The following is a 22176-nucleotide window of genomic DNA, read 5'->3' as shown; positions in this document are numbered from 1 at the left end:
GAGGTTATGCTTGAATTTATGAGACACTGGATTATAAATATCGTCACAATCTCCATAATTCTTATACTGTTTGAAATAGTTGTCCCTTCAGGGAAAATAAAAAAAATCATAACCCTGGTTTCGGGCTTCATACTTTTGATTGCCGTGGTAAACCCCCTGATCAAGCTTAAGGATAAAAGCTTTGACCTCAATGAAGCCATGCTTTCAGACAGCTATTACATAGACAGGAAGGAAGTTGAAACCGGCAGCAGGCTCCTGGAGGAAACACAAGCCAGACAGATTTCAACGGTATATAAAAGAAAGCTGACGACGCGCATTGAGGAGGAAACCAACAGGCTGGAAGGAGTTAATGGCTCCAAGGCGCTGGTGGTTATAAATGAAGATTTCAAGTCGGAAAAGTTTGGTGAGATTACAAAAATATCGGTAGAAATAAAAAAGGCAAAAAGCAGGGCCGGAGCTTCCAAGATTGAACCGGTGGCCACAGTTGAAAGAATTGATATTAAAGCACAGTCGGGCGATAAAGAAGAAAAAGGCAAAGACAAGGACAAAGACAACTTGAAATTTGTTGACCCGGAGGACAAGCGGCTTACTGAACTTGTAAAACAAAACCTCAATAAATCCCTTGAAATCAGCAAGGACAATATAGAGGTCACAATTACCTGAGATCGGAACATAAGTTTTCACCGGAAATATGGGAGGTAGTACAATGAATAAACTCACTGAATTCTTAAAGGGTTTTAAAAGAAAAGTCAGTCAATACGGCAGTAAGAAAATCATTGAAAAAGCTGTGATTATTGCAATTGTCGGGGTAATATGCCTGATAGCAGGAAGTGTGATTTTTGAAGACAGCTTTAAGCAAAACGAAAATACGCCTGCTGCCGGAACCACCGGAGAAAACAAGTCTGATACCTCTTCCGGACTTGCGGCCGCAGAGGCCGGTATGCAGACAAAAGGAGAGGGTAAAAGTGAAATGGAGGAAAAACTCAGAGACATACTTGCACAAATCAAGGGAGCCGGAAAGGTTGATGTAATGATAACTTTTGTTTCCGGCAAGGAGTCCATTCCCGCTACTGATGTGAATTCCAGCGATAGCAGCACTCAGGAGAAGGACAAGGAGGGGGGCTCCAGAGACATCAAGGAAAATAGCCGTGAAAACAGCATTGTGTACGAGGAGAGTCAGGGAGTAAAGAGACCCTTTGTAGTAAAGGAAATACTTCCGGAAGTCAAGGGGGTAGTCATTGTGGCGGACGGAGGAGGAGACCCGGAAGTGAAAAGCAATCTGACAAAGGCTGCCCAGGCACTGCTGGAGGTGGCTGCCCACAGGATTCAGGTATTCCAGAGAAGCAACAAATAATTTTTAAAAATAGAAATAAATTTTGCCTAGTATGAATATACATAATCTTGAAAAGAAATGGTTAAACACCGGCCGTTTCTAAAAAAATCCTTCGGCATATGACCGGAAGGAGTAAAAAACCATTGAGATTGTTAGGAGGGTCTATGTGATGAAATTTTTAAAAAGAAAACAGATTATTGTACTTTCCCTTGTATTGATGCTAGTTGTTGCAGGCTATCTACAGTACAGCTACAACAAGAGCTCACAGTTCAGTGAGGAAGACTCTGCACAAATTGGCGATGCCGTGTATGTTGATAATCAGGATATTATTGACGGGGACACCGCAGCGGTTGACGACTCAGAGAAGACTGTTACTGCTTCCAAGGAAGCAAACAACTACTTCGCGCAGACCAAAATGGACAGGGATGTTGTCAGAGGCAAAGACATAGAAATAATGAAAAGCATTACCGACGATCAGAGCGCTTCCAAGGAGCAAAAAACTGAAGCTCAGGCCAGAATGATGAAGATAGTTGAGACTTCACAAAAAGAATTGAATATTGAGAACCTGATAAAAGGTAAGGGCTTCAGTGATGTTGTTGCACTGTTCGGAGATGACGGAAGCGTAGATATAGTTGTAAAGGCACCTGCAATATCAAAGGCCGATACTGCTAAAATTGTTGACATAGTTACAAGACAGGCGAATATTTCACTTGATAAAATAGTTATAAAGAAGATGTTTTAAAATAATTGTATAAATCAACAATATCATTGAGGTTATCTTCCAAGGGATAACCTTTTTCTTTTGATTTTAACAGGCTGCCGGTGGGTATAATAACAAATGTGTTATTACAAAAACCGGGATTCTGAGTCCGGGTTCATAATAAACCGGGTGATAATGTGATTTTCTAGTGTTTTATCAGATTGATTAATATGTATATAAGTGATATAATTTTACCAAACTGAGCCATAATATGGCACAAGGCCGCTGTTTGCAGTTATTTGCGGAGTTTTGTACCGGATACTATGGCTGTAAGTATGTTAACCCGTATAATGGAGAGGTGCATAATGGAAGAGGAACACAATATTGTGGATGATTACGGTTCAGTAAAAATATCTGAAGAGGTAGTTGCCATTATTGCAGGTATAGCTGCTACCGATGTCCCTGGAGTTGCAGGAATGAGCGGTGGGATAGCGGGAGGTATAGCCGAGATACTTGGCAGAAAAAATCTGTCAAAGGGTGTCAAGGTTGAAGTCGGAGAAAAAGAGGCAGCTATCGACCTTTATATAATTGTGGAGTTTGGCGCCAGAATTCCCGAAGTAGCCTGGGATATACAGGACAAGGTGAAAGGTGCCGTTCAATCCATGACCGGGCTCAATGTCATAGAAGTAAATATCCACGTGCAGGGAGTCAACTTTGATAAGGAAGTTAAAAAGGACACCGAATTAAATAAAGGTATATAAGCCATATTGCTGGAAATAATTATTATAGAACCAGAAAATTCATATTAATGCAGAAAATTGATTTTTGTGTCTGTTTGAAATATAATTGAATTGACGTTTTATATGCCGGCTGCAGTTTTTGTAGGGTTTGCTTTTGAATAAATGAAAAGAGGTGGAGGATTTTATGAACATAATTTTACGTGTTTTGCTGGCTGTTTATGCATTTTTTCTTACAATAGCATCAATGTTTGCAATGCTTGTTACAATAAGGTCGGACATATTGACCGACACATATACATATTTATATAATGAGGTATTGGCCAACAGAAATCCATCTATTGTCATGTTCATCATAGCTTCGATTTTTTTCTGTCTGAGTCTGACTTTCCTGCTTTCCGGTTTTAAGCCCGAGGGAGATAAAAAGGCTATTATAAAGTATAATAAAAACGGCGACATCAGGATTACCCTGAACTCAATTGAGAATATCGCACTGGCCACCTCCAGGAAGCTTTCGGGGATTCGTGATTCCAAGGCATATGTTACCAAGGTAGGGGAAAATGTAATTATTACTGTAAAGGCTATAGTTTTACCTGAGATTAATATTCCGCTTCTTTCCGAGGATATGCAGATTAAGGTCAAATCTTCGGTTGAAGATTGCACAGGGGTACAGGTTGAAAGTGTCAAAGTACTTATAGAAAGTATTTTCACCGGGTATAAGTCTTCTCGAGTCGAGTAGCATATGGAGGTGTTTTATGGATAAGCAGAAACTGTATGAAGTTTACAGGCTGCACAAGGGAGAAATCATCGGTGCGGCTATCGGACTTTCAATAGCTGTAATTGTGTTGCTGCTTGGAGTATTGAAAGCGCTGTTCGTTGTAATATGCGTGGTTTTTGGCTATTATATAGGAAAGAGGCTGTCCCAGGACAAGGACTATATAAAGAATCTTCTTGACAGGATACTGCCTCCCGGAACCTACAGATAAATCTGAAACTGCTAAAAAAATAATAATGACAATAGAAATACATAGGAGGAATTGTTAATGGGACGCCGTGCATCCAGGGAAGCTGCGATGAAACTGCTTTATCAGTTGGAAATTCAGAAGGGTGATAGAAGCGAACAAATTGAAACTGCTCTTGAAGATTGCAGCTTGACTGACAACGACAAGAAATATATAAGAGGTATTGTTGACGGAGTTGAGGAAAAAACAGCACTGCTGGACAGCATAATTGAAAAGTATGCAATGGGTTGGAAAATAAGCAGGCTTTCCAAAATAGATTTGTCCGTTCTCCGCATAGGAATATATGAAATTTTATATCGGGAGGACATACCTTTCAGTGTTTCGGTAAATGAGGCGGTAGAATTGGCAAAAAAATACAGCAATGAAGATGCCGGCGCTTTTGTTAATGGCCTTCTGGCAAAGGTGTCCAAGGCCGATTCCACTGTTCAAGCCCAAGAGGCCGGCAATGAATCAGGTATTTCTGAAGCTGCAGATGACTTGGATAAATAGTTTGTATGATAAAACTGGTAATGCCGGTGAACCTGCATTATCTTTTTTTATATTTCAGATATTTAAATCAATGCTGTCATTTCTGAAATTAATAGACTTTGAGCTTGGGCTTTGATGATTGCTGAGCAAGGGTCGAAGCCGGAATGGAGTTTTAGGTGAACAGGATATTTTCAGTATCAGACATAAATAATTATATAAAACAGCTTGTTTCCAATGACGGAATACTGTCAGGCCTGTCGGTGAGGGGAGAAATATCAAATTTCAAGCACCATTATACAGGTCACATGTATTTTACCATAAAGGATGAGAACAGCGTTCTAAAGTGTGTCATGTTCAAGTCACAGGCAAGCCAGTTGAAGTTTGTACCTCAGAACGGCAATAAGGTTATTGTTTCAGGTTATGTCTCGGTTTTTGAGAGAGACGGGCAGTATCAGCTTTATGCCGGTGACATGCAGCCGGACGGACTGGGTTCGCTCCATCTGGCATTTGAACAGCTTAAAAACAGACTTCAGGAAGAAGGTCTTTTTGATACGGCAAAAAAGAAAAAGCTGCCGCTGCTGCCGGTCAGCATTGCGGTGGTCACTTCGTCAACAGGTGCTGTCATAAGGGATATAATAAATGTTACATACAGAAGGCACAGCAAAATGAAGCTGGTATTATATCCGGTTGCTGTGCAGGGAGTTCAGGCCGCCGGACAGGTAGCGTCCGCCATTGAAAATCTCAACAGGTACGGACAGGTGGATGTAATAATAGTCGCCAGAGGCGGAGGCTCTCTGGAGGAACTCTGGGCGTTCAATGAAGAGGTGGTGGCCAGGAGCATATATGCCTCAAAAATTCCTGTGATTTCGGCAGTTGGTCATGAGACGGACTTTACCATATGTGATTTTGTAGCTGATATGAGGGCGCCCACGCCGTCTGCTGCTGCCGAACTGGCAGTACCTGACCTGGAAGTACTGAGATACAAGCTTCAAAACTGCAATGTGAGAATGAAGGGTGCCTTGGTCAAGAAATTGAACCTGTGCGAAACCCAGCTTCAGAAAATAAAGACCCGGCCGGTTTTCCAAAAGCCTTACGATAGGCTGAATCAATACCGGCTAAAGCTTGATAATGAGATAAAGCACCTTTTCAGGAATAATGAAATGCTGATGAAGGACAAAAAGGCTCAGTTTGCGCTTCTGGCAGGGAAACTGGATGCCTTGAGTCCCCTTAAGATAATTGAACGCGGCTACAGCGTTGTAAGGGATGCACACAGCACTGTGGTCAGCAGCATAACCCGGGTCAGTCCGGGAGATATGCTTGAAATAAGCCTTAAGGATGGAAAAGCAAACTGCAGTGTTGTCTCAACTCATGAAAAGGAGATATAAATGCGGAGGCGGAACAAATAAAAAACGGAGGAGAATATATGAAGCTAGAGCGGGACATGCAAATGCAAATGAGTTTTGAAGAGGCTATAAGCCAACTTGAGCAGATAGTTGCAAGGCTTGAAAAGGGTGAGGTTTCTCTGGAGGAATCCATCTCTGATTTTCAACAGGGAATCGAATTATCCAGATATTGCGCCGCAAGACTTGATGAGGCCGAAAAAAAGATATCCGTACTGCTCCAGGATGAAGAGGGCAATTTTGTAGAAAAGGATTTTGAAGCATGAATTTTAAGGAGAAACAGTCGTTTTATATAAAGCTTATTGAAGAAAAACTGGCAAACAGTGTTGCGGTTGACAATCCGTACTATACCAGCCTCAAGGAGGCCATGCTGTACAGCCTGACGGCCGGAGGGAAAAGGCTCAGACCAACCCTTGCACTTGCCACCGGAGAAATATTCGGAACTGAACCCGGGGAAGTGATTGCCTTTGCCTGCGCCATCGAAATGATCCACACCTATTCTCTGATTCATGACGATTTGCCTGCCATGGACAATGACGATTACCGCAGGGGCAAGCTGACAAATCACAAGATGTTTGGTGAGGCCATGGCAATTCTGGCAGGAGACGCACTGTTGAACCTTGCCTATGAAACCATGCTTAGGGATGCCCTGGCTGGAAGCAGTATGGCAAAGCTCAGGGCCATGGAGGCAGTAGCCAGGTATGCCGGCGCCCGGGGTATGATCGGCGGTCAGGTAATAGACTTGCAGGGGGAAGGAAGAAAGGTGGACAGCCAGGAACTGGCAGCAATGCACAGGCTGAAGACCGGGGCTCTGATCAAGGCGCCGGTGGAGGCCGCTGCAATAATTTCCGGTGCCGGTGAAGAACAGCTTTCTGTACTGTCAAACTATGCCGCAAATCTCGGCCTGGCCTTTCAAATCAAGGATGATATACTGGATGTTGAGGGAAGCATGGAGGAAATGGGCAAAAGGCCGGGAAATGATGCAGTCTGCAACAAGTCCACCTATATAACCCTTTATGGCCTGGAACAGTCAAAGCGGATGCTTCAGGAAGTAACCGACGAAGGAATCGCTTTTCTGGAGGGATTCGGCAGCAAGGCGGATTTCCTGAGAGAACTGGCACGGGCGCTGGTGAGAAGATCAAATTAAGATTTGTAACAGTGAGTCATTAAATTAACCTATAGTGCTAATTAAAAATGTGGTAACAGTCAGAAAATGCTACTCACTCCCGGACGAGCTTCAAATAAATGCTTGTATATAACGCTTTTGGCGAAATTGTATACCTTACAGCATGCTTTTTTAGCCGTCGCAGCAACTCGACCATCCAGGTCTCCAGGGCAGTTAAATTGACATCCTGTCAATTTAACTGCCAAAGCAGCAGGCGCCTACAATTTTAGCGAAAAGCTTTTAATCATACTGCCCATTTCTTTAAAGTCGTCCTCGCGTGACTTGCAAACTTGTCTCCTAAAGACTTTATTTACTCGCACTACAGATTAATTTAATCTGCGCAACACAATAAAATATAAATTACTGTTTTCAAATCTCAATCTGGAGCAATATTCCCTTTGTAATTTACTGTATTCTGTGTTATAATGTGTTCTCGACGGCAGTATATATGCCTTTTGGTATTTTACAATATTGCAGTTGCTTTGATAGATAATAATTTTATACTATATTTAATTATTGACAAAAAAACTGGTGGCGCAGTATTCTAGTCAGTACTCATGATTCTGAAGACGGGCCTAAAAATCCGTTAAAGGGCACATCGATGAAGTTCCTTGTGTCGGCTTGCTACGCCCAGTGGTGGGCTGGTGCTGGGAGTTAAGGCTTAGGGGCGATCTGCAATGGCATGCGGGCGTTGACCCCTTTTCCGTGGAGACCCTTACTTGTGGTTGAAAAGTTAAGCTTCAGCAGCGAAATATTGCAGGCTGAACTTGCCACCTCGACTACGATTGGGGATTAAACCTGTTATGCGGTATTTTTTTATGCTGTGAACAGAGTAGCCTGCCTTGAGTGAAATTTGGTGGATAATGGATCGGATGCCTGATGTATTGGCCGATATATTGGCATTATTGCTGTTTGAAACCTTTTTTGCAAAAGAGGCTAGGAATCATCTTGACTGTTGAGGAAAACTCCTAGACTGTTCTTTATGTAATTTGTTGGGGATTAAAGTGTGGACTAAGTGGTAATCAGGCCCCACCTGCGGTAACGCAGTGGTGATGCGGTTAAAGGGAAACCGCTGGTTTGGCGACATTCCAGTACGCGTTAGGGAAATCCTGCCTGACCTAAGCCGCAAAATTTACTCAATGAATTGCCACCCGTTTTTTATATGTCATAAGTGACTGTGAAAGGCTTACAGTGTTCGCCAGAACATCGTTTTAATATTTGGAGGATTGGTGTGGAAGATAATTACAAGCATCCAGCCGATGAACGCAAGGTCAAATTTAAATCTAATACGGTAAGTTCTAAAAAAGAAACAAGAGTATGGACACTCTTAATAACTGTTGTCACTTTCTTTATTTCCATCCTTATGTCTTTTTTCTCAAATGAAACAATCAGATATGCCTCTACAGTGGTTTCCTTTCTCATAGTTTTCGGAATAATTATAATAAGCATATTGTTCGATCTTATAGGAACTGCAGCAACTGCTGCCGACGAGGCACCTTTTCATTCCATGGCCTCCAGAAAGCTGTATGGTGCAAAGCAGGCTATAAGACTTATCAGAAATGCGGATAAGGTATCGAATTTTTGTAATGATGTTGTGGGAGATATCTGTGGAGTCATAAGCGGTACGGCAGGGGCTTATATTGTTTACAAGTTTTCCGGGGAAGGCAGCCAGGTGGAAAACAGCATATTCGGTTTGTCCATCACCGCTATGGTAGCGTCGCTTACAGTAGGCGGAAAGGCACTGGGAAAATCGGTGGCTCTGCAGAACAGCAACTACATAATATATAAGGTTGCAGTTGTTACACATTTCTTGTTTGGCAGGTTCAAATTTGTTAAAACCAAGAAAAGATGGCATAATAAAAAGAATAAAATCAATAAAAAAAAGAACAGTTAAAATAAAGGAGAATAGCCGTGGGGTATTTGGAAGGTATAAACTCTCCAGATGATATAAAAAAATTAAGCTATGAAGAATTAGCGCTGCTTGCAGATGAAGTAAGGGATTTTTTGATAAACAAGATATCTAAAACCGGAGGGCATTTGGCCTCCAACCTTGGAGTTGTAGAGCTGACCCTGGCCTTGCACAAAACATTCCAGACAGATTTTGACCAGATAGTTTGGGATGTGGGTCACCAATCCTATGTACACAAAATCATAACCGGGCGGAAGGAGCAATTTGAAACCTTGAGAAAGCTGGAAGGACTTGCCGGCTTTCCTAAAACCTGTGAGAGCAATCACGATTGCTTCAATACCGGTCACAGCAGTACCTCCATATCCGCTGCACTGGGTATAGCCCGGGCAAGAGATTTAAAGAAGGAAAATTACAGTGTTGTTGCGGTAATCGGAGATGGTGCCATGACCGGAGGCATGGCGTACGAAGCATTGAATGATGCCGGAAGATCCACCACCAATTTTATAGTCATACTTAATGATAACGAAATGTCCATAGCCCAAAATGTAGGAGCTATGTCCAAATATTTAAGCAAATTGCGCACTGATCCTTTTTACACCAAGACGAAAGAGGACATTGACAATTTTCTGAACAGGATGCCGAATTTCAGCAAAAAGGCCCGGCGTGCCATTTCAAAACTGAAGGGAACAGTAAAATATATATTTACTCCCGGTGTTTTTTTTGAGCAGTTGGGATACAAGTATTATGGCCCGATTGAAGGACATAACATTGAGGAAATCGGTAAGGCGCTGGTTGCCGCAAAGAAGATAAAAGGGCCTGTATTAGTGCATGTGAATACTCAAAAGGGCAAAGGATATTCCTTTGCAGAGGAGAGTCCTGACAGGTTTCATGGTATTGCTCCCTTCGAGGTGGAGACCGGTGAGACCTATGGGCAAAGTGCTCCCGATTATTCTGAAATATTCGGAAATACCATGTGCGCCCTGGCGGCATCTGATGAAAGGCTCGTTGCAATTTCGGCAGCCATGGCCAAGGGGACCGGCTTGTTCAGGTTCAGCAATGAGTTTCCAAACCGTTTTTTTGATGTGGGGATTGCGGAACAGCATGCCGTGACTTCGGCGGCAGGAATGGCGGCAAAGGGTTTGATTCCGGTTGTGGCCATATACTCCTCATTCCTGCAAAGGGCATATGACCAGATTATACATGATGTGGCCACACAAAATCTGCATGTGGTTTTTGCCATAGACAGAGCCGGTATTGTGGGTGAAGACGGAGAGACGCACCAGGGTGTTTTTGACCTGACCTATCTGAGCCATATTCCAAATCTGAAGGTGATGGCACCTGCCGATTATTACGAGCTCAGACAGATGCTGGATTATGCAGTGAACGGGCAGAAGGGGCCCGCAGCCATAAGGTATCCGAGAGGGCGGGGGAAGGAGTGCCTGGGACAAAGGCTTCCTATTGAAGCAGGCAAAGGCGCTGTTGTGAAAAATGGCGAAAAAGTCTGTATTCTTGCTGTGGGGAGCATGGTGGAAACAGCTCTTCAGGCGGCTGAAATACTTGGCAGGTCAAATATAGACCCGCAGGTTGTAAGTGCAAGGTTTGTAAAACCTGTGGATGAAGAATTAATATTAAATATTACGGAAAAATTTGATTATATTATTACTTTGGAGGACAATTGCAGGTTTGGCGGTTTTGGAAGCAGGGTACTTGAATTTGTTAACAGAAAGGGCTTGAAAAGTAATATTAGTATTATGGGGATGCCGGACGAATTCATTCCCCATGGTTCCAGAGCAGAATTGCTCAGGAAGCTTGGGCTGGATGCAGAAGCCATTGCGGCTCATATTGCAGGTAATATAAAATAATCAGTTATCATCGTTAACTGATATGGAGGTAAATTTGGAAAAGGAAAGGCTTGATATACTTCTTGTTAATAAGGGCTTGTTTGAAAGCCGTGAGAAAAGTAAGAGTGCGATTATGGCGGGAGTTGTATGGGTTGACGGTCAACGGGAGGACAAGCCCGGAACCAGGGTCAATGCCGAAGGTATTATAGAGATCAAGGAAAATGCAAACCCCTTTGTAAGCAGAGGCGGCTTAAAGCTGGCCAAGGCGATAGCTGAATTTCATATAGGACTGGAAGGTAAAACCTGCCTGGACATTGGTGCTTCAACCGGGGGCTTTACAGATTGCATGCTTAAAAACGGAGCAGAAAAAGTCGTGGCAATTGACGTGGGGTACGGCCAGCTTGCCTGGGAACTCAGGAAGGACAGTCGTGTAATCTGCATGGAAAGAACTAATGTAAGGTATGTGAAGCCTGAAAATGTTGGGTTTCTTTCAGACTTTGCCTCCATAGATGTTTCTTTCATATCTCTGACAAAGGTCCTGCCTGCAGTTTTGGAGCTGCTTAAGGAGGAGGCTGAACTTGTCTGCCTTATCAAGCCCCAGTTTGAAGCCGGCAGAGAAAAGGTTGGAAAGCATGGTGTTGTCAGGGATAGAGGAGTACATAAGGAAGTTATCACAAGGATTATGGATTTTGTACTGGAGAGGAAGCTTTATGTAAAATGCCTTTCATTTTCTCCCATTAAGGGTCCGGAAGGCAATATAGAATATCTGCTTCATATCTCAAAAAATGACGGGTCTGCCGTCCGAGAAGACCTGGAGCAGATGGTGGAAGCTGTTGTAAGCAGTGCGCATGGTGAACTTGGGTCAACTTGATTTGTCTTTTTATATGGATTTCTTTGCAAAAAGCCAGGGCTTTTGCTAAACTGTAAGGGTGTAGATATAAAGATGGCATTTGGAGGCAATATGAAAAACATCGGTATTATAACAAATAATGAAAAAGACATAGGATTTGCCTATACAAATATGCTTATCGAAAGTATAAGGAAATTCGGGGGACAGGCTGTTTTACCCACCAGAACGGTAACCAGGGGCATGGACGGACTGGATGATGAAGTGGCTGAGATATGCGGTAAATGTGATCTTATTATTTGTCTGGGTGGTGACGGAACCTTTATAAAAACTGCCAGAACCGCATATTTGTTTGATATACCTATTCTGGGAATAAACCTGGGCTCACTTGGATTCCTGACAGACATTGAAAAAGGAGAAATCGACAAGGCGGTGGAGTGCATATTCCAAAACAATTTTGTTATTGAAGAAAGGATGATGCTTTCTTCAAAGATATATAAGGATGGGAAGCTGTTTGCCAGGGATGTCTCTATAAATGATGTTTCCATATCCCGGGCAGGAATATTGAGAATACTGCATTTGAGCACCTATATTGACGATAACTTTTTTGATATGTTTCCCGGGGACGGTATAGTCGTTGCCACTCCCACAGGTTCCACAGCTTACTCCATGTCTGCGGGGGGACCTATTGCAGAACCAACGGCAAAGCTTATTATAGTAACGCCGATTTGCCCTCACTTGCTTTATTCAAGATCTTTCGTAGCCTCTGAAGAACGAAAAATAAAAATATGTGTCTCGGACGGCTTTGAACATAAAGCGCTGGTTACGGTGGACGGACAGAAAAACTACGAAATAACCGGCGGAGACTATATAGAGATTGAAAAGTCAGATTCTACAGTGAAAATATTAAAAATACAATCAAAAAATTTCTTTACAGTTTTAAGAAACAAAATCTATGACAGAAAAGAGGATTAAAGCGTGAAAAAAGCGAAGCAAGCATTTAGTGAACACATTGATGGGCTTCGCTTTACAAAAACCTGCAGGCAGGTTTTCATCACTTTTTGTGCCTTTAGCACAGCGAAAGGAATGTTAATATGAAATACAACAGACATGCCAAGATTTTGGAGATTATTGATAACAATGTAATTGAAACACAGGAAGAACTGGCAGACAGGCTCAAGGAGCAGGGTATGGATGTTACTCAGGCAACCGTATCCAGAGATATCAAGGATTTAAGGCTGATAAAGGTCATGTCTCCCGACGGCAGGTACAAGTATGCAACTTTTTCTCAAACCGAGAGCCAGGTATCAAACCGGCTTATTACTATTCTTACGGAAGCATATGTTTCAAGTGACTATGCAAATAATATCGTAGTTGTCAAGACCTTGTCAGGAATGGCCCAGGCGGCGGCTTCGGCAATCGATTCCCTTAAGTGGCAGGAGATTCTTGGGACAATTGCAGGTGATGATACCCTTATAATGGTCTGCAGAGCTGAAAAAATTGCAGAAGAAATAGTAAATAAGTTTTGTAAAATGATAGGAAAATAGTGTGGTTTGCGTATTGCAACTGCAGGTGGGGTAATCCGGGGTATTTTTTTCACTTTGGATTAAAGCCATGGCATGCAATAGGAGGTTATTATGCTGACTCAGCTTGATATTCAAAACATAGCACTGATTGACCGGTTAAGCCTTGAAATTGCACAGGGACTGAATGTGTTGACAGGAGAGACAGGTGCCGGTAAATCAATTTTGATAGATTCCATAAATGCTGTTCTTGGTGAAAGAGTGTCAAAGGAGTTGATCCGGACAGGCAGGGATAAGGCAATAATTGAGGCTGTATTCCAGTACAGAAATCCCCGGATAGACGGTATTCTGGGGGAAGCGGGGATAGATTCCGAGGACGGATGCATTATTTTGTCAAGAGAAATAAGCCTGTCCGGAAAAAATACCTGCAGGGTCAACGGCAGACTGGTTAATGTTTCCATGCTGAAGCAAATCGGAGAATTGCTTCTGGACATTCACGGACAGCACGACAACCAGTCTCTTTTAAAAACCGATACACATATTGAGCTTTTGGATGCTTTTGGCGGTGCTGCCATTGAGACTGTCAAGAATGAATACATAGCACTTTATTCACAGTATAAAGCCGTCAGGTCAAGGCTTGGAGTTCTGGCAGGCGATAAGGGCGAGATGGCAAGACGCATGGATATGCTGAATTTTCAGATTGATGAAATAAGAAATGCAAAACTGAAGGCAGGAGAAGATGAAAAACTTCTATCAAAACGTCAGGTTTTGGCCAACTCTGAAAGGATAATGAATTCCATTGTAAAGGCATACGAATTGCTGAATGAAGGCAATGATTCCGGAAAGCCGGCATTGTACAATTCAAATAAGGCCCTGCAGGAGCTGTCAGCTATCCTTAAATATGATTCTGAATTGAATGCCGTATCCGATAAACTGGAATCTGTTATTTACCAGCTGGAGGATATCTGCGAGGACCTGAGAATCAGACGTGAGTCAGATGAATTCAGCCCGGAGGAATTGTCCCGCATTGACGAACGGCTTGATATCATTTCCCGGATGAAGAGGAAATACGGCGGGTCAGTGGAAGAGGTACTGGAATTTCTGGAGAAATCCCGGAAGGAATATGATGAACTGCTCCGGAGTGAAAGCCTGATTGAAGAATTGAATAAGCAGCTTGCAGTTCTGGAGCAGAAGCTGTTCGATGGTGCAGTAAAGCTGAATGCCCAACGGGAAAAGGCTGTAAGGGTACTGGAAAAGAATGTGACAGATGAACTGGAAAATCTTGAAATGAAGAATTCCAGCTTTAAGGTTCAGCTCAATTATAACGAAACTGACAGGAGTTTTACCAAAAACGGTTTAAATACTGCTGAATTTCTTATTTCCAGCAATGTGGGAGAGCCCCTTAAGCCTCTGAGCAAAATAGCTTCAGGTGGTGAAATGTCAAGAATAATGCTGGCGATAAAGACCATTTTGGCAAATGTGGATGCTATTCCTACCTTGATATTTGACGAAATTGACACTGGCATCAGCGGAAAGGCTGCCCAAAAAGTAGGAGAAAAACTGTCCTACATATCCAAAACCCATCAGGTACTCTGTGTGACTCACTTGTCGCAATTGGCCTGTATGGCTGATAACCATCTGTATATTGAAAAAATTTCAGATGGGGAAAGTACCCGTACCACAGTCAGAAGGCTTGACCATGAAGGCCGGGTACAGGAGATTGCCAGGATAATCGGCGGCTCTGACACAACTGCTTTGGCACTGAAGCATTCTGAGGAGCTTATAGAGGCAGCGGAATTATTTAAAAGAAAAATTTAATAAGACTTTTTATTTAAAGTGTTGTGCTGATTCCAAAGTATAAAATTTATCAGTTAGCACAACACTTTCCTTTCAATAACATAATTATTCTATTATGTTTCTTTCTTTTTTCAATTTTACTGATTAAAAATGAGTTTTATGAGATATTATATATTATAATATTTGTTTATTTTTTCAGCATTTGCAATATGAAATTCTTAAAACCTCAATTCACCTTCTTTTGAGTTTTAATTACCTGCCATGTTTTATTTTACTTGAATAATAAAAATCCATAAAGGTTAACTTATGATTATGATTGCAAGGTCACGCACGTTCTAAAATTGCGTGGCTTTGTTCTCATTGGAATAATACGTGAAAAAAAGAAGCAAGCAGCCAGAAAACGGTATTTTATTTATCAGGAGCGTGATTAAATGCACTATTTAAAATCCAATAAAAAAAAGCTGTTTGTATTACTATTTGTCTGCTTTTGCGTGATTACTTTAAGCTATTTGCAGGCATTTTCCGTTATACCTGAAAGATTGACACTGCTGGAAGGTGAAGAATATATTTACAATTTTAAAAGTCTCTACTTTGTAAATATAAAAGCTGACAACAGTGAGGTTTTAAAACTGAATAACAACAGTATCAAAGCAAGTGGCAATTACCTGGAGCTGATTTCTCCTCTGGCCTTCAAAACCCAGAAGAAAGGCACCGTTAAGCTGAATTTTAAAGCCTTCGGGGTGATTCCACTAAAGACCATGCAGGTTGATATTATTCCAAGCAAAAAGTTAGCAGCATGCGGCAATACAGTGGGGGTAAAAATAAAAATGGACGGTATACTGGTAATCGGAGTCAGCGAAGTGGATGCTCAAAACGGAATGAGGGCTGCTCCGGCAAAGGATGGCGGAATAAAGGCAGGTGACATTATTTATGAAATAAACAGCAAAAAATTGTCCGACATCCGGGATATGATCAAACAGATTGACAACAGCAAGGGAGGTAAACTGGATATAAAGTATAAAAGGGCTAATTCGGTTTATACCACAACAATATGTCCCATTGAAGGAATCAACGACAGAAAGTACCATATTGGGCTTTGGGTGAGGGACAGTACTGCGGGTATAGGCACTTTGACCTTTTATGACCCTGAAACGGGAAATTTCGGAGCTCTTGGACACGGAATAACAGATGTGGATACTGGTATGCTGATGCCTGTGAGCAGCGGAGAGGTGCTGGAGTCAAATATCATAGCCGTAAAGAAGGGTGAGCAGGGAACTCCGGGGGAATTGAAGGGAATATTTATGGAAAACAAGCCCCCCATGGGCAATATCTTTAAAAACGATGATTTTGGAATATATGGAAAGGTATTCGAAAATCACAGGCTTATAAAACAAAGATTATATCCCATTGGGATAAGAGGGCAGGTGAAAGTCGGGCCTGCAACAATACTATCAAATATTGAAGGCAGTGAAATTCAGGAATTCAGTATTTATATAGAGAAGGTTGCAAGGCAATCCTTTAGCGGGCCAAAGGGGATGGTAATACGGGTGACCGATAAAAGACTGCTGAATTCTACCGGAGGAATAGTTCAGGGGATGTCCGGAAGCCCCATAATACAAAATGGAAAATTAATAGGTGCGGTAACCCATGTACTTGTTAATGATCCAACCAGAGGCTACGGGATATTTATCGAATGGATGCTTAAAAATATCAATGAAAAGACTACTGCCTTTTCAGGAGAGCTCAGAGCCGGGTGATCAATTAAAACTGAATCTGCCAACAATTTCTGGTAGATTCAGTTTAATTATTAAGATTCTGGGTATATATTTACAGTGTGTTTTTTAAAAATTTTTATTATTTCGGGTAATAATTCAAGTTTTTTAAATTTATATTATTATTTTATAATATAGAGAAATATGGTAATATTAAGGCGTAGACAGTGAAATTTGTTTTTAGCAACTAATATTTGACTTCGGCAATTAGTGTAAAAAACTTGAAATTATGTCGAGTTCAAAATATAATAGATGCATGACATATTTTGGAAAAATAAAAACTTGGGGGGTTATGGTGTGAGTAGTAAAAAAATTAATGTTCTTATTGCAGACGATAATAGGGAGTTCGGCGATATCTTATGTGAATATCTGTCAAACCAAAACGACATTGAAGTTGTCGGTCTGGCAAGGGACGGTTTTGAAGCAGTTGATTTAATTCTTCAGAATACTCCCGATATCGCAATTCTTGACATTATTATGCCGCATCTTGATGGTTTGGGAGTACTGGTGAAGATTGCAACATCCAACATGGATAAGAAACCATTGTTTATAGTCTTATCAGCCGTTGGACAGGATAAGATCACACAGCGTGCTCTTGCGTTAGGTGCTGAATACTATATTGTTAAGCCTTTCGACATGGATGTATTGGTTAACAGAATACGCCAGCTAAAAGACAGTTCTTATGTTCCATCTGTTTCAACATCCATATCATCATCTATTTCTATACACAAAAATGATATGTTTACAGAAAAAAAACCGGTACATATTGCAAATACTTCAAGAAGCCTGGAAGTGGAAGTTACAAATATCATGCACGAGATTGGTGTACCCGCTCATATTAAAGGCTATCAGTATTTGAGAGATGCCATTATGATGGTTGTAAAGGATTTAGATGTAATAAATTCTATAACCAAGCTTTTGTATCCCAGCATTGCAAAAGAATATAACACAACTCCAAGCAGAGTAGAGAGAGCCATACGTCATGCTATAGAAGTCGCGTGGAGCAGAGGTCAGGTTGAGGCCATTGACGCTTTGTTCGGATATACTGTAAATATCGGAAAGGGCAAGCCCACAAATTCCGAATTTATAGCTATGATAGCAGACAAATTGAGATTGGAATTGAAAGTCGGGTAAGAGATAAATAACGGGTTTTAAATACTTTTTTCTGAATGGACTCCTGGATTTATAGATAAACATAAAATGTTTAATTTATAAATCAGGAGTTTTTATTATGAATGCAGATTTTATGGTAAGAAATATATATTTATTAAATTTTTGAGAACAATTTATTTTTTATATTTTATTTTGGGGTACTATTGTTATAATAAAGTTATTAACAAAACCAATTACGGTTTTAAGGAGTTTCTATGAATAACAAAAGTAAAGTATTAATAGTTGATGATGACAGGAATATTTGCGAGCTAATCGGACTATACCTTCAAAAGGAGGGATTTGAAGTTCTATATGCCTATAACGGCCTGAATGCTGTTGAGACCTTTAAAATGCAGACTCCCAGCCTCGTTGTGCTGGATATTATGCTGCCTGGCATTGACGGCTGGCAGGTATGCAGAGAAATCAGGAAGGTCAGCTCAATACCCATCATTATGCTCACAGCAAAGGGAGAAACCTTTGACAAGGTGCTGGGCCTTGAACTGGGTGCAGACGACTATATGGTCAAGCCCTTTGAACCTAAGGAGCTTGTAGCCAGGATAAAGGCCGTCCTCAGAAGATACGAACACAAGGACGTTGATACACAGGAGGTAGTTTTCCCAAATCTCATAGTAAACAAGAGCAATTATACCATAAGACTAAAGGGCAATCTGATAGAATTGCCTCCAAAGGAACTGGAACTCTTGTTTTTTCTGGCTTCCAACCCCAACAAGGTATTTACCCGGGAGCAGCTTCTGGAGCATGTGTGGGGGTTTGACTTCTATGGTGACTCCAGGACTGTGGATGTCCATGTGAAGAGGGTAAGGGAAAAGATTGATCTTGAAGGTCAGCCCTGGCAGTTGAAAACAGTATGGGGCGTGGGTTACAAGTTTGAGGTGAAATGACGGGATGCCAAAATTAAGATTTAAAAAAACAATTTTTAAAAAGCTTGTGACCATTTTCATTGGCCTGCTCATTTTAAGCTATATTGTTACGGGAGGTTTCCTGTACTACTTTTTAAATGACTATTCTACAAAAGAAAAGGTTGAAACGTTGGAACAGGCAGCAGTCAACATCAAGAGCAATTTTATTCTCTTTTTGAACAACAGGGAGGATGTCCTGGTTCAGCAGTTATTTAAAAGCTTTCTGAGCCAGACAAGCGGGTACAGCAATTCAATAATCTGGATTGTCAACGGAAAGGGACAGGTTGTCTTTTGCTATCCTAACTGGGCGGAGGATGCTCTGGCCAAATATAAGGATGAGGGCAATCTTATTCAACTGCCCGACCCCAAGATGTATGAAGACGTAATGAAGAACGGCGGCACCACCATTCAGAATATTGGCGATTTTTACGGTATCTTCAACGACAAGGCATTTAAAGAGCTGGGCAATTCCTGGCTTTCAATTCAAGTCCCCTTTCAGGTGATACCCAGTAACGGCAAGCAACAGACCATTGCAGCTATTTATCTGCATACACCCATGCCTGAAATACAAAGACTCAGGACAAAAGTATTCCAGTTGTTTGTCTGGTCTGGAGGAGTTGCAATTTTCTTTGCTATTGTGATGGTTTATGTTTTCTCCCTCAGATTTACAAAACCCTTGAAACAGATAAACAATGCCGCTAAAATCATAGCGGCGGGAGAATTCAGAAACAGGCTTTCGGTAAAAAACAAGGATGAGATTGGGCAGCTTGCCAGCAGCTTTAACCAAATGGCGGACGACCTGCAAAAGCTGGAGGAAATGCGCAGGGGCTTCATTGCCAACGTATCCCACGAGCTGAGAACACCTATGACCTCCATCCGGGGTTTTATTGAGGGAATACTTGACGGTACGATACCGGATGAGAAACACGAGGATTATCTGTTAATCGTCAGGGATGAAATAAACCGCCTGAACAGGCTTGTAAATGATCTGCTGGATTTGGCAAAAATGGAAGCGGGAGAACTGAAGCTGAATATTAAGCCCTTTGATATAAATGAACTTATCAGACTTTGCGTCATAAAAAATGAAACCCTGATAACCTCTAAAAATCTGGAGATTGAAGCAAATTTTGACTCTGAAAATCTGTTTGTTACAGGTGACAAGGACTCAATTGAAAGAGTTGTTATAAATCTGCTGCATAATGCGGTTAAATTTTCAAATGAAAACGGGAAAATTATTTTAGAAACTGTAAAGAATAAAGATAAGGTTTTGATTTCAGTAAAGGACGATGGCATCGGTATCGATGAAAATGAGCAGAAAAGAATCTGGGATAGATTTTACAAGTCCGATAAATCCAGAGGAAAGGACAAAACCGGCACCGGTCTGGGTCTGGCAATCGTTAAAAACATTATAAATGAACACAAGCAGGAAATTTGGGTAGAAAGTGAAATGGGAGCAGGAACAAAGTTTACTTTCAGTATGGACAATTATAAATATAATATAGAAGATTAACACTTTGTTCATAGTTTTTTAAAATTACACCTTTAAAATAATAAATATATTGATGAGAAAGGGGACTTTTCAATGTTTGACGACAAAAATGAAAAAAATGATGCAACAACAGAACTGAATAACAGACTGAATGATCTGGAAGAAAATGAGGTCAAAGTTCAGCGTGAGGAAAACAGCTCTGATATATATAAGTCCGCCGAAACAAATTCTGCAGGAGAGGTTGAAACAGCCGACGGCGACACAGCTCATGCTTCAAATGCCGAAACTCCGGAGAGCTTAAATGCAGATATGGAGGATAAAGCAGGAGAAAAGACAACAACTGCGGGAGAAAAAGCAGAGGCTGACGGCTTGGAAGCCACCCGGCCATTTACGGCATCTGACGGCAATCAGGGTTTTGTGCCTCAGCCCGACCGGGTAAATCAAAGCAATTTTCCAGGCGGCAGGCCGGTCAACGGACCAACCAGTATGAATGATACCCAGAGGGTGTGGCCGGTGTATAACAGCCCCCAGGGCAATATCACCCCCCAGAATATGGGCGGACAAAACTATAACAACTATTACCGTGAAAACTACAAGAACACCCAGAAAAAATCAGAGGCGTGGAAATACATTTTGGTATCTGTTGTCAGTTCGATTATTGGAGGAGCAATACTTACTGTAATGCTGCTGGGTGTGGGGCCCATGGTTCAGCCCGAACTCAAGAGCTTTTTCGGAAGCAGCCTGAGTGAGAGTGCAAAGGGTTCACAAACACAATCGGGAGAACTGAAAAGAGTAGAAATAGTTCAAACCGCCGAGTCGGCAGTAACCAGTGTGGCTGAAAAAGTAGGACCCTCTGTTGTAGGCATCAGAACCACTTATCAGAATACAAACGATTTGTTTGGTGTGCAATCCGAGGGAGGGGAAGGTTCAGGAATAATAATCAGTTCCGACGGCTACATTCTGACCAACCATCATGTTATAGAAAATGCCCTGAACGATAAGACCAGAAAAGTTCAGCTTGGATCAAAGATAGAAGTATTTCTGCCAAACAAGATTGACAAAGGGTATACAGCCGAAGTCAAGGGCTATGATTCAAAAACCGATCTGGCTGTATTAAAGATAAATGAAACCAACTTAAATGCAATTGAGTTTGGAAATTCCGATGACCTGAAAATCGGAGAACCCGCTATTGCCATAGGAAATCCAGGTGGACTGGAATACATGGGATCTGTTACACAGGGTGTAATAAGCGGTTTGAACAGAACTGTCCAGTTGGACGGAGGAAGAAAAATCAAGCTTGTCCAGACCGATGCAGCCATAAACCCGGGAAACAGCGGAGGAGCTCTGGTAAATATTAAAGGCCAGTTGATCGGAGTAAATACGGTAAAGATGGTTGCCACAGGTTTTGAAGGACTTGGCTTCGCTATTCCAGTAAATGATGCAAAAAGGATATCGGATGAATTGATAAAAAACACCTATATACCAAAGCCTTATCTTGGTATAACAGTAGATCAGAGATATACCGAAGATTTTGCCAAAGACAATAAAATGCCCATGGGTGTTTACGTGGCAGACATAGAATTGCTTGGAGCCGCTGAAAAAGCAGGTATTCAGGCAGGAGACGTAATAACCAAGTTTGCGGGTAAGACTGTAAAATCCTTCGCAGAACTTGAAGACGAGAAAAACAAGCATAAACCTGGAGATACTGTTTCCATAGAAATATACAGGGAAGGGAATACCAAAACTGTTCAGGTAAAGCTTGGAGAAACTAAATAAGGCTTTAACAAAGAAGACTGAGTAAAGGTGTTTATTGGGATTTTAAGGCTCATTCCCGGTGATTTTTGAAAGAATCACCGGGAATGAGCCTTTTCCAATTGCGGTGAAGCTTCTATAAACCGGGTCTTTGTGCATTGGTACTAACTAAATATTAATTTTATATTGCTAATCTTGTCAAAACACTTTAAAATTAATATGGGTACTGTCAAGTACTTTGCGCAAATTTAATTTTGCCGCATGGTTTCTGGCAGTTACCCTGCTAGATTTTCAGATTCTGTTTCCTCTGTACTGTAGTTTTCAAGGTGTTTCATGTTCATATACCTCT

21 protein-coding genes are annotated in these 22176 nt (G+C 41.5%); all 21 read left to right on the top strand.

Annotated elements, in window-relative coordinates; all coding sequences use genetic code 11:
- Window positions 1-6 precede the first annotated feature (6 nt).
- Window positions 7-663 carry a stage III sporulation protein AF gene (locus tag CLHUN_RS12925; protein WP_080065049.1) on the top strand — a complete coding sequence of 219 codons (657 nt, stop codon included), beginning with the start codon at window positions 7-9 and terminating at the stop codon, window positions 661-663.
- 43 nt (window positions 664-706) lie between these two features.
- The gene (locus CLHUN_RS12920) at window positions 707-1354 is read left to right on the top strand and encodes a stage III sporulation protein AG (RefSeq protein WP_080065048.1); all 648 of its coding nucleotides are present in this window, start codon (window positions 707-709) and stop codon (window positions 1352-1354) included.
- Between the two features lie 148 nt (window positions 1355-1502).
- The gene (locus tag CLHUN_RS12915) at window positions 1503-2075 is read left to right on the top strand and encodes a SpoIIIAH-like family protein (protein WP_080065047.1); all 573 of its coding nucleotides are present in this window, start codon (window positions 1503-1505) and stop codon (window positions 2073-2075) included.
- 323 nt (window positions 2076-2398) lie between these two features.
- Window positions 2399-2794, top strand: a complete 396-nt coding sequence (locus CLHUN_RS12910; protein WP_080065046.1) for an Asp23/Gls24 family envelope stress response protein — start codon at window positions 2399-2401, stop codon at window positions 2792-2794.
- A 163-nt stretch (window positions 2795-2957) separates the two neighbouring features.
- Window positions 2958-3509 carry an alkaline shock response membrane anchor protein AmaP gene (amaP, locus tag CLHUN_RS12905; RefSeq protein WP_080065045.1) on the top strand — a complete coding sequence of 184 codons (552 nt, stop codon included), beginning with the start codon at window positions 2958-2960 and terminating at the stop codon, window positions 3507-3509.
- 16 nt (window positions 3510-3525) lie between these two features.
- Window positions 3526-3756 (top strand): DUF2273 domain-containing protein, encoded by a 231-nt coding sequence (locus CLHUN_RS12900; RefSeq protein WP_080065044.1) that lies wholly within the window; start codon window positions 3526-3528, stop codon window positions 3754-3756.
- A 57-nt stretch (window positions 3757-3813) separates the two neighbouring features.
- A complete protein-coding gene (nusB, locus tag CLHUN_RS12895; RefSeq protein WP_080065043.1) occupies window positions 3814-4281 on the top strand; it encodes a transcription antitermination factor NusB in 468 nt (155 codons plus the stop codon).
- Window positions 4282-4436: 155 nt separating this feature from the next.
- Window positions 4437-5645 carry an exodeoxyribonuclease VII large subunit gene (gene xseA, locus CLHUN_RS12890; protein ID WP_080065042.1) on the top strand — a complete coding sequence of 403 codons (1209 nt, stop codon included), beginning with the start codon at window positions 4437-4439 and terminating at the stop codon, window positions 5643-5645.
- A 38-nt stretch (window positions 5646-5683) separates the two neighbouring features.
- Entirely contained in the window at window positions 5684-5926 is a 243-nt protein-coding gene (gene xseB, locus CLHUN_RS12885) for an exodeoxyribonuclease VII small subunit (RefSeq protein WP_242656512.1), read from the top strand.
- Window positions 5923-6807, top strand: coding sequence for a polyprenyl synthetase family protein (locus CLHUN_RS12880; protein WP_080065041.1), 885 nt, complete (start codon window positions 5923-5925; stop codon window positions 6805-6807). Before xseB ends, CLHUN_RS12880 begins: the two co-directional genes overlap by 4 nt.
- 1249 nt (window positions 6808-8056) lie before the next feature.
- Window positions 8057-8719, top strand: a complete 663-nt coding sequence (locus tag CLHUN_RS12875) for an Mg2+ and Co2+ transporter CorB (RefSeq protein ID WP_080065040.1) — start codon at window positions 8057-8059, stop codon at window positions 8717-8719.
- A 17-nt stretch (window positions 8720-8736) separates the two neighbouring features.
- A complete protein-coding gene (gene dxs, locus CLHUN_RS12870; RefSeq protein WP_080065039.1) occupies window positions 8737-10596 on the top strand; it encodes a 1-deoxy-D-xylulose-5-phosphate synthase in 1860 nt (619 codons plus the stop codon).
- A gap of 34 nt (window positions 10597-10630) precedes the next feature.
- The gene (locus CLHUN_RS12865; protein ID WP_080065038.1) at window positions 10631-11446 is read left to right on the top strand and encodes a TlyA family RNA methyltransferase; all 816 of its coding nucleotides are present in this window, start codon (window positions 10631-10633) and stop codon (window positions 11444-11446) included.
- A gap of 90 nt (window positions 11447-11536) precedes the next feature.
- Window positions 11537-12397, top strand: coding sequence for an NAD(+)/NADH kinase (locus tag CLHUN_RS12860; protein ID WP_080065037.1), 861 nt, complete (start codon window positions 11537-11539; stop codon window positions 12395-12397).
- A 119-nt stretch (window positions 12398-12516) separates the two neighbouring features.
- Complete coding sequence (locus CLHUN_RS12855; RefSeq protein WP_080065036.1) at window positions 12517-12969, top strand: arginine repressor; 453 nt, start codon at window positions 12517-12519, stop codon at window positions 12967-12969.
- Between the two features lie 90 nt (window positions 12970-13059).
- Entirely contained in the window at window positions 13060-14763 is a 1704-nt protein-coding gene (recN, locus tag CLHUN_RS12850; RefSeq protein ID WP_080065035.1) for a DNA repair protein RecN, read from the top strand.
- A 410-nt stretch (window positions 14764-15173) separates the two neighbouring features.
- A complete protein-coding gene (gene spoIVB / locus CLHUN_RS12845; protein ID WP_080065034.1) occupies window positions 15174-16499 on the top strand; it encodes a SpoIVB peptidase in 1326 nt (441 codons plus the stop codon).
- 312 nt (window positions 16500-16811) lie between these two features.
- Window positions 16812-17648, top strand: coding sequence for a sporulation transcription factor Spo0A (gene spo0A / locus CLHUN_RS12840; protein WP_080065033.1), 837 nt, complete (start codon window positions 16812-16814; stop codon window positions 17646-17648).
- 233 nt (window positions 17649-17881) lie between these two features.
- The gene (locus CLHUN_RS12835) at window positions 17882-18568 is read left to right on the top strand and encodes a response regulator transcription factor (protein ID WP_080065032.1); all 687 of its coding nucleotides are present in this window, start codon (window positions 17882-17884) and stop codon (window positions 18566-18568) included.
- Between the two features lie 4 nt (window positions 18569-18572).
- A complete protein-coding gene (locus tag CLHUN_RS12830; RefSeq protein WP_080065031.1) occupies window positions 18573-20096 on the top strand; it encodes a sensor histidine kinase in 1524 nt (507 codons plus the stop codon).
- Window positions 20097-20168: 72 nt separating this feature from the next.
- Window positions 20169-21851, top strand: a complete 1683-nt coding sequence (locus CLHUN_RS12825; protein WP_080065029.1) for a S1C family serine protease — start codon at window positions 20169-20171, stop codon at window positions 21849-21851.
- Window positions 21852-22176 lie beyond the last annotated feature (325 nt).

The sequence above is a fragment of the Ruminiclostridium hungatei genome, from assembly GCF_002051585.1.
Classification (GTDB): domain Bacteria; phylum Bacillota; class Clostridia; order Acetivibrionales; family DSM-1351; genus Ruminiclostridium; species Ruminiclostridium hungatei.
This window is presented reverse-complemented; position numbering and strand designations above follow the sequence as displayed.

Excerpts from the sequence above, each read along its gene's own strand:
- CLHUN_RS12920 (WP_080065048.1), top strand. The coding sequence starts at position 707 with ATGAATAAACTCACTGAATTCTTAAAGGGTTTTAAAAGAAAAGTCAGT.
- CLHUN_RS12855 (WP_080065036.1), top strand. The coding sequence starts at position 12,517 with ATGAAATACAACAGACATGCCAAGATTTTGGAGATTATTGATAACAAT.
- CLHUN_RS12900 (WP_080065044.1), top strand. The coding sequence starts at position 3,526 with ATGGATAAGCAGAAACTGTATGAAGTTTACAGGCTGCACAAGGGAGAA.
- CLHUN_RS12925 (WP_080065049.1), top strand. The coding sequence starts at position 7 with ATGCTTGAATTTATGAGACACTGGATTATAAATATCGTCACAATCTCC.
- CLHUN_RS12915 (WP_080065047.1), top strand. The coding sequence starts at position 1,503 with ATGAAATTTTTAAAAAGAAAACAGATTATTGTACTTTCCCTTGTATTG.
- CLHUN_RS12835 (WP_080065032.1), top strand. The coding sequence starts at position 17,882 with ATGAATAACAAAAGTAAAGTATTAATAGTTGATGATGACAGGAATATT.
- CLHUN_RS12825 (WP_080065029.1), top strand. The coding sequence starts at position 20,169 with ATGTTTGACGACAAAAATGAAAAAAATGATGCAACAACAGAACTGAAT.
- amaP (WP_080065045.1), top strand. The coding sequence starts at position 2,958 with ATGAACATAATTTTACGTGTTTTGCTGGCTGTTTATGCATTTTTTCTT.
- recN (WP_080065035.1), top strand. The coding sequence starts at position 13,060 with ATGCTGACTCAGCTTGATATTCAAAACATAGCACTGATTGACCGGTTA.
- CLHUN_RS12860 (WP_080065037.1), top strand. The coding sequence starts at position 11,537 with ATGAAAAACATCGGTATTATAACAAATAATGAAAAAGACATAGGATTT.
- xseB (WP_242656512.1), top strand. The coding sequence starts at position 5,684 with ATGAAGCTAGAGCGGGACATGCAAATGCAAATGAGTTTTGAAGAGGCT.
- CLHUN_RS12830 (WP_080065031.1), top strand. The coding sequence starts at position 18,573 with ATGCCAAAATTAAGATTTAAAAAAACAATTTTTAAAAAGCTTGTGACC.
- nusB (WP_080065043.1), top strand. The coding sequence starts at position 3,814 with ATGGGACGCCGTGCATCCAGGGAAGCTGCGATGAAACTGCTTTATCAG.
- CLHUN_RS12910 (WP_080065046.1), top strand. The coding sequence starts at position 2,399 with ATGGAAGAGGAACACAATATTGTGGATGATTACGGTTCAGTAAAAATA.
- CLHUN_RS12880 (WP_080065041.1), top strand. The coding sequence starts at position 5,923 with ATGAATTTTAAGGAGAAACAGTCGTTTTATATAAAGCTTATTGAAGAA.
- spoIVB (WP_080065034.1), top strand. The coding sequence starts at position 15,174 with ATGCACTATTTAAAATCCAATAAAAAAAAGCTGTTTGTATTACTATTT.